This is a genomic window from Actinokineospora spheciospongiae (genome assembly GCF_003182415.1).
GTDB classification, from domain to species: Bacteria; Actinomycetota; Actinomycetes; order Mycobacteriales; family Pseudonocardiaceae; genus Actinokineospora; species Actinokineospora spheciospongiae.
This window is the reverse complement of sequence record NZ_QHCP01000004.1, coordinates 489,136-503,511: the sequence shown is the minus strand read 5'-3', so window position 1 is coordinate 503,511 and position 14,376 is coordinate 489,136. Positions and strand designations below refer to the sequence as shown.

At 71.8% G+C, this 14,376-nt stretch carries 12 protein-coding genes; 7 read left to right on the top strand and 5 right to left on the bottom strand.

The annotated features are described in order from the left end of the window. Nucleotides 1–224 precede the first annotated feature (224 nt). From DFQ13_RS13185 to DFQ13_RS13165, 5 genes are all read left to right on the top strand, one after another. A complete protein-coding gene (locus tag DFQ13_RS13185; protein ID WP_110080006.1) occupies nt 225–1,961 on the top strand; it encodes an ABC transporter ATP-binding protein in 1,737 nt (578 codons plus the stop codon). Next, the gene (locus tag DFQ13_RS13180) at nt 1,958–3,835 is read left to right on the top strand and encodes an ABC transporter ATP-binding protein (RefSeq protein ID WP_233438384.1); all 1,878 of its coding nucleotides are present in this window, start codon (nt 1,958–1,960) and stop codon (nt 3,833–3,835) included. The genes DFQ13_RS13185 and DFQ13_RS13180 overlap by 4 nt, the downstream gene beginning before the upstream one ends. An 86-nt stretch (nt 3,836–3,921) precedes the next feature. Then, nucleotides 3,922–5,097: a cytochrome P450 gene (locus DFQ13_RS13175; RefSeq protein WP_146241215.1), complete on the top strand. Its 1,176-nt coding sequence runs from the start codon at nt 3,922–3,924 to the stop codon at nt 5,095–5,097. A 29-nt stretch (nt 5,098–5,126) separates the two neighbouring features. Then, entirely contained in the window at nt 5,127–6,308 is a 1,182-nt protein-coding gene (locus DFQ13_RS13170) for a cytochrome P450 (RefSeq protein WP_110080004.1), read from the top strand. A gap of 244 nt (nt 6,309–6,552) precedes the next feature. After that, on the top strand, nt 6,553–7,545 hold the full coding sequence (locus DFQ13_RS13165; protein ID WP_146241214.1) for a trypsin-like serine peptidase: 993 nt from the start codon (nt 6,553–6,555) through the stop codon (nt 7,543–7,545). A gap of 344 nt (nt 7,546–7,889) precedes the next feature. Here the strand turns inward: DFQ13_RS13165 and DFQ13_RS13160 are convergent, their stop codons facing one another. Beyond that, nucleotides 7,890–8,306 (bottom strand): TetR family transcriptional regulator C-terminal domain-containing protein, encoded by a 417-nt coding sequence (locus tag DFQ13_RS13160; protein WP_052021792.1) that lies wholly within the window; start codon nt 8,304–8,306, stop codon nt 7,890–7,892. A gap of 58 nt (nt 8,307–8,364) precedes the next feature. Here DFQ13_RS13160 and DFQ13_RS13155 point away from each other — a divergent pair, with 58 nt between their 5' ends. Further along, entirely contained in the window at nt 8,365–9,054 is a 690-nt protein-coding gene (locus tag DFQ13_RS13155) for a type 1 glutamine amidotransferase domain-containing protein (RefSeq protein WP_110080003.1), read from the top strand. A 153-nt stretch (nt 9,055–9,207) separates the two neighbouring features. Here the strand turns inward: DFQ13_RS13155 and DFQ13_RS13150 are convergent, their stop codons facing one another. Then, entirely contained in the window at nt 9,208–10,056 is an 849-nt protein-coding gene (locus DFQ13_RS13150) for a hypothetical protein (protein ID WP_110080002.1), read from the bottom strand. A 33-nt stretch (nt 10,057–10,089) separates the two neighbouring features. Next, on the bottom strand, nt 10,090–11,952 hold the full coding sequence (locus tag DFQ13_RS13145; protein WP_110080001.1) for a M48 family metalloprotease: 1,863 nt from the start codon (nt 11,950–11,952) through the stop codon (nt 10,090–10,092). A gap of 133 nt (nt 11,953–12,085) precedes the next feature. Between DFQ13_RS13145 and DFQ13_RS13140 the strand changes: the two genes are divergently transcribed. Beyond that, nucleotides 12,086–12,571 (top strand): hypothetical protein, encoded by a 486-nt coding sequence (locus tag DFQ13_RS13140; RefSeq protein ID WP_110080000.1) that lies wholly within the window; start codon nt 12,086–12,088, stop codon nt 12,569–12,571. Nucleotides 12,572–12,620: 49 nt separating this feature from the next. Here DFQ13_RS13140 and DFQ13_RS13135 read toward each other — a convergent pair whose 3' ends face one another. Together DFQ13_RS13135 and DFQ13_RS13130 are read right to left on the bottom strand one after the other, a co-directional pair. Beyond that, entirely contained in the window at nt 12,621–13,562 is a 942-nt protein-coding gene (locus DFQ13_RS13135) for a Leg1-related protein (protein WP_110079999.1), read from the bottom strand. A gap of 91 nt (nt 13,563–13,653) precedes the next feature. Then, entirely contained in the window at nt 13,654–14,367 is a 714-nt protein-coding gene (locus DFQ13_RS13130) for a hypothetical protein (protein ID WP_219994404.1), read from the bottom strand. Nucleotides 14,368–14,376: the final 9 nt, after the last annotated feature.

The following is a 14,376-nucleotide window of genomic DNA, read 5'->3' as shown; positions in this document are numbered from 1 at the left end:
CGAACCATCCATTTCGGTTCCATTCACCAGTGGACGCCGCCGAGCAGTGTTGATCCCGGACGCCGGAAAATTTCCTAGGACCGGCCCGGGAAAACGCGGCGAAACCTAGGGAATTGCGTGCTGTGGCCGCGACACGCTGCGCGGGCGCGCCGCACCGGGGACAGCGGCGCGGGCGGCAGCACCGAATCCCCGGACCGCCGAATCCCCGGACCCGGGAGTGCCGCGTGCTTCTCCGACTGCTCAGGACCGCACTGCGCCCCTACCGCGGCGCGGTCGCGCTGGTCGTCGCGTTGCAGGTCGTGCAGACGGTGGCGTTCCTGCTGCTGCCGACCCTCAACGCACTGATCATCGACCGGGGCCTGCTGGCGGGCTCGGTGCCCACCATCTGGCGGCTGGGCGGTCTCATGGTGGTGGTCGCCGCCGTCCAGCTCGCGGCCCGGCTGGGGGCGCAGTACTTCGGCGCCCGCACCGCCGCCGCGGTCGGCCGCGACCTGCGTTCGGCGGTCTACCGCCGGGTGCAGCGGTTCTCCGCGCACGAGATCGGCCGGTTCGGCACGTCCTCGCTGAGCACCCGGACGCTCAACGACGTGCAGCAGGTCCAGGCGGTCACCGCGGACGGGCTCAACAGCATCGTCGCCGCGCCGATCATGTGCGTGATGAGCGTGGTGCTCGCGTTGCAGCAGGACGTGCCGCTGGCGCTGGTGCTGGTCGTGCTGGTGCCCGCCACCGCCATGGTGGTCGTGCTGCTGCTGGCCAGGATGACCTCCCTGTACAGCCGCATCCAGGTGGGCGTGGACCGGATGAACCGGCTGCTGCGCGAGCAGGTCACCGGGGTCCGGGTGGTGCGCGCGTTCGTCCGGCACGAGCACGAGCGGCAGCGCTTCGCCGAGGCCAACACCGAGACCTTCCTGCTCACCCGCCGGGCGCGCAGGCTCGCCGCCGCCGTCTTCCCGCTGGTGCTGCTGATGGGCAACGGGACCACCGTGCTCGTGGTGTGGATCGGGGCGGGGCGGATCGGGTCCGGGGAACTGCGGCTGGGCGCGCTGAGCGCCTTCATCGGCTACGTCGTGCTGGTGCTCACCGCGATGGTGATCGCCATCTACGTCACACTCACCGTGCCCAGGGCGCGGGCCGCGGCCCGGCGCGTCAGCCAGGTGCTCGACACCCGGCCGGAGCTGGCCCAGCCCGCGGACCCGGCCGTCGGGCAGCCGCGGCGGGGCCACCTCGACCTGCGCGGGGTGGGCTTCCGCTACCCCGGCGCCGAGGCGGCGTTCCTGCGCGACATCGACCTCACCGCCCGGCCGGGCCGGACCCTGGCCGTCATCGGCGGCACCGGCAGCGGCAAGACGACGCTGCTGAACCTGGTGGTGCGCGCGTTCGACGCGACCACCGGGACCGTGCTGGTGGGCGGGGTGGACGTGCGCCACCTGACCGACGAGGCGCGCAGCCGCGCGGTCGGGTTGGTGCCGCAGCAGCCGTACCTGTTCGCCGGGACCGTCGAGTCGAACCTGCGCTGGGGCGACGACGACGCCACCGAGGCCGAACTCTGGCACGCCCTGGAGGTGGCGCAGGCGCGCGACTTCGTCGCCGCGATGCCGGGCGGGCTGCGCGCGGGGATCACCCAGGGCGGCACCAACGTCTCCGGCGGGCAGCGGCAGCGGTTGGCCCTGGCGCGGGCCCTGGTGCGCCGCCCCGGGGTCTACCTGTTCGACGACTGCTTCTCCGGTCTCGACTACGGCACCGAGGCCAGGCTGCGGGCGGCACTGGCACCGGAGGTGGCCGACGCCGCGGTGGTGGTCGTCGCCCAACGGGTGAGCACCATCCGCGACGCCGACGAGATCGTGGTGCTGGAGGAGGGCCGCGTCGTGGGCCGCGGCACGCACGGGGAACTGGTGGCGGGCAACCGCACCTACCAGGAGATCGTGCGCTCCCAGCTCACCCGCCAGGAGGAGGTCGCGTGAGCGGGCAGGAGGAGGTGACCGACCGAGGGGGCACGCTGCGCGCGGTCGCGCGGCTGCTGCGCCCGCACCGCCTGGTGCTCACCACCGGGCTGCTGATCAGCCTGGCCGGGATCGTGGTGAACACCACCGCCCCGCTGGTGCTCGGGCGCGCCACCGACCTCGTGCTGGCCGGGGTGGCGGGCGCCGGGCTGCCCGCGGGTCTGTCCAAAGACCAGGCGCTGGCCCAGTTGCGCGCGGACGGCAACGACACGCTCGCCTCGGTGTACGCGACAGTGGACGTGGTGCCCGGCACCGGGATCGACTTCGACGCGGTGGGGTCGGTGCTGCTGCTCGCGCTGCTGCTGTTCTCGATCGGCTCCGCGTGCGGCTTCGTCCAGGAGCGGGTCGCGGCGAACATGGTGCAGGAGGTGGCCAGGGACCTGCGGGAACGGGTGGAGGCGAAGCTGTCGCGGCTGCCGCTGTCCTACTTCGACGCGCACTCCCGCGGCGAATTGCTCGGCCGGATCACCAACGACGTGGACAACCTCCAGCAGGTGCTCCAGCAGACCCTGGGCCAGCTCTTCTCGGCCGTGCTGTACTCGGTCTCCCTGATCGCGCTGATGTTCGTCATCTCCCCGATCCTGGCGGTCTCGCTGCTGGTGAGCGTGCCGGTGTGCACGGTGGTGGCCACGCTGCTCAGCGCACGGGCCCGACCGCGCTTCGACGAGCAGTGGGCCGCCACCGGCGCCTTGGCCGCGCACGTCGAGGACACCTACACCGGGCACGCGCTGGTGCGGGCGTTCGGGCGGCGGGCCCGCGGCGAGGCGGAGTTCGACGCGCACAACGACCGGGCGCACCGGGCGGGCTCCTCGGCGCAGTTCCTGGCCGAGACGATCGAACCCGCGCTGCTGTTCGTGACGAACCTGAACTACGTCGTCGTCGCGGTCGTCGGCGCGCTGCGGGTGACCGCGGGGGCCCTGTCGGTCGGCGACGTGCAGGCGTTCATGCAGTACGCCAACATCTTCAGCAACCAGGTGGGCCAGGTCGGCGCCGCCGTGGGGAAGTTCCAGTCCGGCCTGGTCTCGGCCGAGCGCGTGTTCGCGCTGCTCGACGCCGAGGAGGAACCCGCCGACCCGACCGCGCCCGCGACGCCCGCCACCGGCACCGGCCGGGTGGAGTTCGCGGACGTGTGCTTCCGGTACACCCAGGACCGCCCGCTGATCGAGGGCCTGACGCTGTCGGTGCCCCCGGGTGCGACAGTGGCGATCGTGGGGCCCACCGGCGCGGGCAAGACCACCCTGGGCAACCTGCTGATGCGCTTCTGCGAACCCGACTCCGGGCGAATCCTGCTCGACGGCGTGGACATCGCGACGATGCGGCGGGCGGACCTGCGGTCCCGGATGGGCCTGGTTCCGCAGGACACCTGGCTGTTCGAGGGGACCGTCGCCGAGAACATCGCCTACGGCCGCCCCGGCGCGAGCCGGGAGGAGGTCGTGGCCGCGGCGAAGGCCATGCGCGTGGACCACTTCGTCCGGACGCTGCCCTCCGGCTACGACACGGTGCTCGACGAGACGACGGGCATCAGCGCGGGCGAGAAGCAGCTCATCACCGTGGCGCGGGCCTTCCTGGCCACCCCGACGGTGCTGGTCCTGGACGAGGCGACCAGTTCCGTGGACACCCGCAGCGAACTGCTGGTGCAGCGGGCCATGGCCGACCTGCGCCGCGGCCGGACCAGCTTCGTGATCGCGCACCGCCTCTCCACCGTCCGCGACGCCGACCTGATCCTGGTGATGCGCGGCGGCAGCATCGTCGAACGCGGCACCCACGAGGAACTGCTCGCCGCGGGCGGGGCCTACACCGCCCTGGTCAACTCCCAGTTCGCCGCCGCGCCGTGACGGCGTGCCCACCCCAGCACTAGGGATTTTCGGTCGGTCGCCCCTCGACACTGGCCCTCGTCCCACGACCGCCGAGAGGAACGACCGTGACCTCAGCCGAGGAACTGCCGAGGATGACCGAGATGTTCTCGCCCCTGTTCGGGCGCAACGACTACCTCCGGGAACTGCAGGCGGGCAGACCGATCTGGAAGGTCCGCACCCCCGCGGGTGACGAGGCGTGGCTGGTGGTGCAGCACGCAGAGATCCGCGCGCTGCTGGTGGACCGCAAGCTCGTGCGGTCGCACCCCGACCCGGACAACGCGGCGCAGTACGTGCAGAGCCCCATCTTCGACATGGTCCGGTCCGAGCCGATCGACCACGCCAGCTTCCGGGCCGCGCTCACCCCGTTCTTCTCCCGCTCCTCGATGCGGCGGATGGAACCGGTCGTGGTGTCGATCGTGGACGAACTGGTGGAGGCGATGGCCGCCCGCACGCCCCCGGTGGAGTTGCAGCAGCAGTTCTCCGTGCCGATGGGGATGCGGGTGCTGTGCGCGTTCGTCGGCGTCCCGGACGAGGACTGGGCGGCGCTGCACGGCATGCTCTACGAGATGGCCACCATCGACGCCGAGGGGGACCACGCCGCACGGTACACCACCAAGGTGGGCCAGTACCTGCGGGAACTGCTCGTCCGCAAGCGCGCGGAACCGGGTGAGGACGTGCTGTCCGGGTTGATCGGGGCGGGTCTGTCCGACGACGAGGTGGCGCGGCTGGGCACCATGCTCATCTTCGCGGGCGGCGACAGCGTGTCCAACAGCGTCGGCTACGGCCTCGGCAGGCTGGCGGCGAACCCGCACCTGCGGGACGCGCTGATCGAGGACACCGACCTCGTCCCGGCCGCCGTGGAGGAACTGCTGCGCACCGCCACCTACGGCGGCGGCGCGCACCCGCACTACGCCGCGGAGGACATCGAGATCGCCGGGGTGACCATCCGCGCCGGGGACTTGGTGCTGCCCGACTTCGCGCTGGCGAACTTCGACGAACGGGCCTTCGACAACCCCGACGAGATCGACTTCACCAGGGAGTCCAACCCGCACCTGGCGTTCGCGCACGGCGTCTGGCACTGCCTCGGCGCGCCGCTGGCCCGGATGGAGCTGGCCATCGCGGTCCGGGCGCTGCTGGCCCGGTTCCCCACGCTGCGCCTGCCCGACGTGGCCGAGCGCGCGGGCGGCAAGGACCAGGCCCGGCTCAGCTCCACGATGGACCGACTCGTCATCACCTGGTGAACGTCCCACAACCCCGCTCGGAGGCACGGATGACCACGACGAAGGACCTGCCTTGGCTCGGCGCCCAGCGGCCGGTCATCGGCAGGCTGAACTCGATGATCCGCGAGGCCCGCGACCTCGGCCCGGTCGTCAAGGTGCGCACGCTCGCCGGTGACGAGGCCTGGCTGGTGACCCGCTACGCGGAACTGCGGCAGTTGCTGCTCGACGACCGCCTCGGCGCGTCGCACAAGGACACGGCGAACCGGCCGCGCTACCTGGACAACCCCCTGTTCGACATGGGTGTCCTGAGCGACGACCCGGCCGTCGCCGCGCAGATCCACACCCGGATGCGGACCTCGCTGACCCCGCACTTCTCGGCGAAGCGGATGAAGGCGTTGCAGGCGGGCATCGTCGAGCGCGTCAACGAACTGCTCGACGGCATCCTCGCCACCGGCTCGCCCGCCGACCTGCACCGGCAGTTGTCGGTGCCGGTGTCGTTCCTCGTCCTCTGCGACCTGCTGGGGCTGCCGGACCCGGAGCGGTTCATGGTGATGCTGTCCACCGCGGGCGACGTCGCCGACAGCGACAAGGCCGAGGGCGGCCAGCTCGTCCTGTTCGACTACCTCCTGGAGCTGGTGCGGTACAAGAAGGCCACACCGGGCGACGACCTGATCTCCGCGCTGTGCGAGGCCGGGATCGACGACGACTTCGTCACCAAGCTGATCGCCATCACCAGCTTCTCCTACCTGGTGACGCCCAAGAACCTCAGCGCGGGCATCGCGCTGTTCGCCGAGCACCCCGAGCAGCGCGAGCTGGTGATCGCCGACCCCGACCTGATGGCGGGCGCGGTCGAGGAGGTGGTCCGGATGAGCAAGACCAGCGAGTCCTGCCAGCCCCGCTACGCCAGCGCCGACATCGACATCGCCGGGGTCACCATCCGCACCGGCGACCTCGTCCTGTCCGACCACTACGCGGCGGGCTTCGACGACCTGGTCTTCGAGTTCCCGGAGCGCTTCGACGTCACCCGCTCCCCCAACCCGCACATGGCCTTCAGCTACGGGAGCTGGTACTGCATCGGCGCCCCGCTGGCCCGCCTGGAGATCCGCGAGGTCCTGTCCGCGCTGTTCACCCGCATCCCCGACTACCGCCTCGCGGTCCCGATCGACGACATCCCCATGATCAGCGACCTCCAGTTGGGCGGCGGCATCGCCGAACTCCCGGTGGCCTGGTAGGCGGTCGTGCCGCCGGAACGGTGTCCGCACCCGCTGACCCACGTCGTTCCGGCGGCACCCCTCCTCGGAACCACCGTCGGACCGCGGCGGTCGCCACCACCGCTGGGCCTTTCGGGGCATTTTCCACCCGACCCCCTCACCCCGGCGGGTTCTCCCACGACTGGGGAGGTGAGCGGATGACCGACTCCGCCCCTGGGTGCGCGGCCGTCCCGAGCGCGCACCGACCCTGACTGAGGAGTGAACGGTGATTCCCAGATTCCACACAGTGCCGGTCGTGGCGCTGCTCGCGGTGTGCCTCGCGGCGGCACCCGCCCACGCCGCGGTGGACGTCCCCTCGAGCACCGTGGTCGAGACGGCAGCGCTCATCAACGGCCAGGTCGTCGAGGACGACGCCGTCGCGCAGCGGCTGATCGACGCCTACTGGACGCCCGAGCGGATGCGCGCGGCGAAGCCGGTCGCGGACCCGGGGGTCGTCGACGACCCGGAACTGGAACGCCTGGACCACCCGGAGAACACGGGCCCGGAGGAGACCGCGTCCGCGCCGGTCGGCCCCCTCGCGGCCGTTCGGTCCGCAGGCACGCGGTCGGTGGTGCTCTCCCCCGGCGCGGGCAAGGTCTTCTTCCGCGACCCGGTGACCCTCGACGACTACGTGTGCTCCGGCAGCACGATCAACAGCACCGCGAAGAACGTCGTGTCCACCGCCGCGCACTGCGTCCACGGCGGCAAGAACGGCCACCAGTACGACAACTGGATGTACGCGCCCGGGTTCCAGGACGGCATCGCCCACCTCGGCAAGTTCTCGGCGAAGTACTTCCACGCCACCAAGGGCTGGACCTCGCACAGCTACAACTGGTGGGACTTCGCCTTCGTCAACGTCCGCAAGCTCGACGGTGAGAACCTCGTGCACAAGACCGGCGGCAACGGCCTCCTGGTCAACTCCAGCAAGCAGAACGCGGTCACCGTGCTGGCCTACCCCGGGACGGGCCAGTACAACGGCAAGGACCAGATCTACTGCCAGGCGGACATGCACTGGGCCGCGGCCGCGCAGGTGAAGGTCTACTGCGGGCTGCCCGGGGGCGCCAGCGGTGCCCCGATGATCCACCAGTACAGCAACGCGGTGAAGTTCGGCAACGTCAACGGCGTGGTCGCGTACCTGTGGAACGACAAGAACTACAGCCCCTACTTCGACAGCTACGTCCTGGACGTGTTCAACACGGCGAAGAACAAGACGACCTGACCGGCTGCTGCCCGCGGGCGCTCGCCGCGCCGGCGGGCACCGGCACGATGGCGGTCGTGGCGCTGTCCGCCGAACAGGTGCGGGCACGGCTCGACGACCACCCGGGGCTGGAGGTCGCCGCGCTCGACAGCCCGGTGTCCACAGTGGTCTGCGAGGCCGGGCGACCGTCGAGGCGTTCGTGGGTGGCCTTCTACTCCACCACCACCGGCGTTCGAGGAGCCGGAAGTTGTCCCGCCCCTCGAAGCGCCCGGGTGTGGCTCCTCGCGGCTGTCAGCAGGCGGGGTGCTGGTCGCCGATCGGTTCGACGGCATGCCGGGCAGGGGCACCGCGGGCGGCAGGGTCGTTCAGATGTGGAGGACCTGGCGCGTGACAGCCGTGGCGCGGTCGAGGTGGTCCGGACCGCGGTGGATCTTCGCCATCACGCTCGCTCCGATCCACAGGTCGTAGAGGGTTTCAGCCGTCGCGCGGGGAGTGCCGTCGATGGACACGGAACCGTCCGCGACACCGTCGGCGATCATCCGCTCCAGCCGGTCGAGGACCGCCGTCGTCCCGACCTTCGTCGCCACCCGCATCACCTCGGAGAGGTCGGCGATCTCCGCGGCGAGCTTGACGACCAGGCAACCGCCCTGGCAGTCCCCCACGGCCTGGGTGTCGTGGAAGTTGCGCCAGTACCCCATCAGGCGCTCCGCGGCGCTCTTGCCCGTGTCGGCGACGATCGCGTCCATGGTCGCGAGGTATTCGTCGAAGTAGGCCAGCGGCACGCGCCTCGCGGTTCGGACGCGGTCTCACGCCACTCGACATCACCAGGAGAAACAGGACATGCGCGTTCTCATCGTCTTGACCTCGCACGACGAACTCGGCGACACCGGCCGCAAGACCGGGTTCTGGCTGGAGGAACTCGCCGCGCCGTACTACCGCTTCGCGGAAGCGGGCTGGGAGATCACGCTCACCTCCCCCGAGGGCGGCAAGCCGCCACTGGACCCCAAGAGCAACGAGCCGGACTTCCAGACGGAGCAGACCCGCCGGTTCGAGACCGACGCGGAGGCGACCGCGGCCCTCTCGAACACCGTGCGCCTCGACTCGATCTCCGTCGACGACTTCGACGCGGTCTTCTACCCCGGCGGCCACGGCCCGCTGTGGGACCTGGCCGAGGACGCCGACTCCGCCCGCCTGATCGAGACCACCCTGCGCCAGGGCAAGCCGCTCGCCCTGGTCTGCCACGCCCCCGGCGTCCTGCGCCACACCGTCGACGAGAACGGCACCCCCCTGGTGCGGGGCAGGGACGTCACGGGGTTCGCCAACTCCGAAGAGGACGGCGTCGCCCTCACCGACGTCGTCCCCTTCCTCGTCGAGGACGAACTCAAGCGCCTCGGCGGCACCTACTCCAAGACCGACGACTGGGCACCCCACGTGGTCCGGGACGGCCTGCTGATCACCGGGCAGAACCCCGCCTCCTCGGGCCCGGCGGCCGACGCCCTGGTCGAACTGGTCAACGAGGCGGGCGCGTGAGCGCACACCGCCGCACCACCGCGTGACAGCCCGGGCCGGGACTCCCCCGATCCGGCCCGGGACGCTCGTCTCGCCCCCGCGACGGCGATCAGCCGCCCGTCACTCCGCCGACCGGCGGGATCGGGCTTGGCCGAACCCGCGACCTCCGGGGGCTCAGCGCCCCAATCGCCGCACCACGTCGGCGGTGATCGAAGTCATCAGCGCCTCCGCGGTCCGGACGGTGGCGGTGGGTGGGGTCTCGACGTACCCGTAGCCGATGGCGATCCGGAGGACGTTGTGCCCGACCGCGACGGTGTTCTGCCGGAACACGAAGACCGCCGTCCGGCCGCTCTTGACGGCGGTCTGGGTGAGGGACACGACCCTGCTCGGGTGGGGCTGTCCGGTGTTCGGCAGGAGCCGCATGGTCCCGTCCCAGTACGGGGTGTCGAAGCCCACCGCCGGGAGCCGGTACTCCGAGCAGGCCGCGACCTCCCGGTCGATGCCGGAGAGGTCCTGGGGATCGGTGTGGGACTCCAAGACCACGTTGACGTCCATGTCACCGACCGTGCCTTGAGCGGTCACGCTGTACGCCTTCTCCAGCCTCACCGCTGGCGCTGAGGCCGCCCCCTCTGCGATCACGTCGTCGCACGACTCCGGCTGGAAGGTCACCCTCGTGGTGGGCTGCGACGGCTCCTCCGCCTCGAACGGTCGGGGCATCAGCGCCGGGAGGCCGGAGAGCGCCGCGGTCGCTGTCGCGCTGTCCAGCGGCCGACCGGGATCGGCCGTCCCCGGGACGGCGGGAAGCGGCTCCGGGGACTGCTGGGCCAAGGCGGCCAGGCTGAACCGGGTGTCGTCTTCCCGCACGGTCACCGGGGCCAGGAACCCACCGACCAGGAGCAGAGCCAGACCGGCGGTGGCCAGGCCCGCGAGCGGGCCCCACGCGAACGCGCGGGGTCCGCGGTGGGAGCGCCTGGTCAAAGCGCTCACGACGAGCGCGACCGGCGCGCACACCAGGAGCGCCACGAACAACGACCAAGCGGGGTTTCGCACGGAAGCCTACAGCATGTTCCCGTTGCGACCGATGCCGTCGGCGAAGGTCACCGCGTACTGCACCAGACCCGCCCACAGCACAGCCAGCACCGAGGTGGCCACCGCGGTCGGCACCGACCTGCCCACCACCAGCGCGGCGAGCAGGGCCACGACCCCGACCAGCGCGCTGACCCACCACATCTGGGAGACGAGGAACGTCCGCCGGTCCACGTCGTCGCTGTGGCGCAGCACCAGTGACAGGCCCGCGACCACACCACCCACCGTGCCGGTGAGCAGGACGACTCCCGAGCACTGGCGCACGACCGACCACTCCGCGGGCCGCTTCCCCGACGCGATCAGGAGCGCACCCGCCAACACCACCCACGGGGTGTGGCCCCAGAGGTCGAACCCCGTCGACGCCAGGTGGAACCGCACCGCGGCGAGGTCCTCGAACATGGCGTGACCGATCGTGCTGTGGACCACGGCGGTGATCGCGCCCCCGAGCACCGCGGCCACGGCGACCACCGCGCCCACCCGGGCGAGCCGTGGGGCGCGGGCGCCCGGCACCCGGGCGCAGCCGATCGCGAACGCGGTGGCCGCGAAGCTCACGACGACCAGGAACAGCAGCAGGACCGGCCAGCGCTCCCCCGCGATGCTCGCGATCCTGGAGTCCGCACCGGGCGGGTGCGCCAGGAACCCCAGCACCAGCCCGCACATCGACCCCACCCACGGCGCCGCCCACCCCGCCTCCCCCGCGGCGCGGCGCGCCCAGGCGGGCACCACGATGACCGCCCAGACCAGTGCGCCCAGAGCGGCCGAGATCGTGAGCGGCCACCGCTGGTCGTCGAACAGCGAGCCGAAGGTGTCCTGCGACAGCCGGAGGGCGAACTGGTAGGCGAACATGGCCGCCAACCCCGCCGCCGCGCTGAACAGGAACCCGCTCTCCCACAACCGGGCCTTGCCGATGTCCCGCCGTTCCTCCGGGGTCGGGTGCACGGCGAAGACCCGGCGCAGCCGGGAAACCGGCCGCCCGGCCGGGGAAACAGCCGCCCGGACGGCTTCGCGATCGCCCAGGGCCTCCGCCGCGTACCCGTCCGCCACCAGCTCGCGACGCCGGAGCAAGGCGGCCCGCAACACCAGGGCGGCGACCGCCGCGACGACCGCGGTGACCACGGACCCGTTGTAGTACCGCAGGACCAGGGTGAACTTCAGGCTCGATGCCACGCTCAGGACGAACGAGGGCACGAGCAGCCACCCCGTCCACCAGACCGCCGAGGCCCACAGCAGGTCCCGAGACCGGATGTGCCCGAGTTCGTGCAGGACCACCACGTCGAACGCGGTGGTCGACGCGTGCTCGTACCCCGAGGGCACCACCACCCACGGCGGCCGCAACGGCAGACCCGTGGTGTAGGCGGTGCGCACACCGGAGGCCGGTGGTACGAGCACCAGCCTGGGCCGGGAGCGCCCCACCAGCCCCTGGCTGTCGCACAGGACTCCGAACCGCTCGGCCAGGGACGCCACCGCGACCTCCCGGCGGTGGAGCCTGCGGCGGTCGGCGAACCCACCGACCAGCATGAGGAGCAGGGCCACCGCGGGGAGCACCAGCGCGCCGACCAGCGCGGCCGTTCCGTGCTGCGCGGTGTAGTCCGCCGTGCACGCCGCGAGCACGTCCTTCAGGTGCACGACCGTGGTCTGCCACCCCACCGGGTTGTCCCCCGGCGTGAACCCGGTCCCCGTCAGGCAGGCCAGGGCGGCGGCGTTGTCGCCGAGGTTGTTGACCTCGAAGAACGCCTGCGCGGCCCCGGCACCCGCACTGGCGAGCATCAGCAGGACGAGCAGGTGGACCCACCACAACCGCCGCGGCCGACTCGCCCGGCGCAAAGTCACCATGCCCCGGGGTCGACCCGAGGTCGCGTCGCGTTACGGGTGACCGCAGTGACGAACATGATCGTCCGGAACCGTAATACCCCCTGGTCGAACGACGATGACCAGACGAGACCCACAACCACGATCGGATGGTCGGATGACAGGCACGGCGCGACCGGGAACCACCGGCGGACGCGGCGCGGACGTCCTGCGGGTCCCCGCGGTCGACGCCGCCCGCGCGATGGTCACCGCGGCCGCCCGAACCCAACTGCCCCACTTCGAGCAGGTCACCGACGCCTGGGACGAGGGTGTCCTCCCTGGCCGCGGCTCGGCGGCCTGGACCGGCGGCTCGGTCGGCTCGAACATCGACCCCCAGGTCCTCAGCGATGTCGTGTACCCCCTGCTGACCAGCACCGTCGCCCAGGTCGTCGGCGCGGCGGGCTTCGTGGGCCTGCAACGCCGCAGGTGGTGGCGCCGCAAGCCCAAGGGCCAACTGAAGTCGGCGGTCCTCGAAGTCCCCGCGGCCAAGCTCGACGAGTTCCACCGCAAGTGCGTCGCCCACGGCACCACCCTCGGCCTGTCGGTCGAGGAGGCGACCCTGATGGCCGACGCGTTGATCGGCTTCCTCCGGGACAACGGCTGACCCGCGCCGCCGCGAGACCGCTGTCCGGGGTCCGGGACAGCGGCGGGGATCAAGGGCGCAGCAGGTGGCCGAGCAGCCTGCGGCGCTCGGCGGCGTTCTCCGGCCGCGGGTTGAACACCGCGTCGAGCAGTGGCAGCACCCGGGCGCGGGCCTCGCGGGTCCGCATGACCCGCTTCCAGAGCCGCAGGTTGAGGTCGTAGCGCCACTTCGGCATGGTCGCCAGCCGGAGGATGTTGGCGACGTTGCCGCGGGCCTTGCCCGGCAGCGCGCGGACGTCCTCGGGCGCGGCGAGCAGCGTCTCGGGCAGCACGTCGAGGCCGTGCGCGGTCATGAAGGCGAAGTCGGTCGGCCAGGCCGCCGCCCACAGGTAGTCGACCATCCGGCACCAGCCGCGCAGGAACGCGACCTCCTGATCGGGCCACGGGGTGGTGTCGACGTCGGCGAGCGCGCCGACCACCACGTCCAGGCACGTCTTGTGCGCCTTCCACAGGGCCATGCGCGCCGGTTCCGGGTCCGCCGCCCCGCCCTCGCGCACCAGGGTGAAGTAGGCGCTCCAGTCGGCCACCCCGGCGGCCAACTCCTCCGGTACGACCCCGCCCGTGACGTACCGGAACTGCGAGCGGGTCGGCGGGTCGGCCACCGGCAGGGCGGGCACCACCCCGGCGGCCGCGGCCCCCAGCCACGGGATGACGCTGAGCGTGTAGTTGCCGTAGCCCCACGGCGAATCCGGGTCGATCCGCCCGTCCCGCTGGGTGTCCGCGCCGAGCCTGCCGGTGCGGAACTGCCACTGGTGCTGGAACATCAGGCCCCACAGGGGGTTGTGCCGGTTGTCGGCACCGAACGCGTCCGCCGGGTTGGTGTTCTGGATCATCAGCCGGTAGGCGGCCATCCGCTGCTCGAAGCGGAACGGGTCGAACACCGCCCCCAGGTCCTCCGCCGTGGTCCAGACCGAGTACAGGTCCAGGGTCGCGAGTTCCTCGGGGTGGGCCATGGTCGGGATTCTCGCACGGCCCGCGACGCCGCCGGGGGGCACGCGGCCGGGTGGTCACCCATCGGGGTCCGCTCCCCCGCGTTCGGCGTGGTCACGGTTCGGTGCAGGCGTCCGCGGTGCTGCGCTGTTCGGCGAGGAAGATCGTCTGGGCCATCATCCGGTAGCCGGACATGCCCTCGCGCAGGGTTTCGATCGACTCCTCCGGGTGCACCGAGTCGATCACCGCGTGCGGGCCGACGGCGTTGAACTGGTGGGAGACCCCGCGGGGGATCTGCATGTCCACCCAGGAGTTCTCCGGTACCACCACGGTGTGCCGGTCCCTGGGCACCGGGGCGTCGGGCAGGGCGTCGACAACGGTCAGGAGGGGGGTGCCGGGCCAGTGGGCGTCGAGGACGGTGATGGGGACCAGGCTGGAGACGCGGATGGTGGTGGCGGGGCCGGTCATCATCCGCACGAACCGCAGGCCGGTGTGCAGGTGCATCCGGGAGCAGACGCCGCGTTCGCGCACGTCGTAGAAGTCCATCAGGTAGCGGTCGGCGAAGAAGCCCTCGAAGGGGGCCTCCGCCATGTACACGTCGCCCTCTTCGAACTCCTGGGCGCGCTTGAGGGTTCCCGGTGGGGTCGGGAACTCGCGTTCGCGGGCGTGCGCCTCGCGCACCACCGCGGCCAGCGCGGTCACCACGGCCAGCGCCGGTTCCGGCGGCAGCCGCAGCAGCGGGGTGAGCCGGTTGCGGTCGGGGTCGGTGTGCGTGGCGAGGTCGATGTGTTCGTCCTCGTGGTCCGGGGAGCGCTTCATCCTGGTCATCGGGTGCAC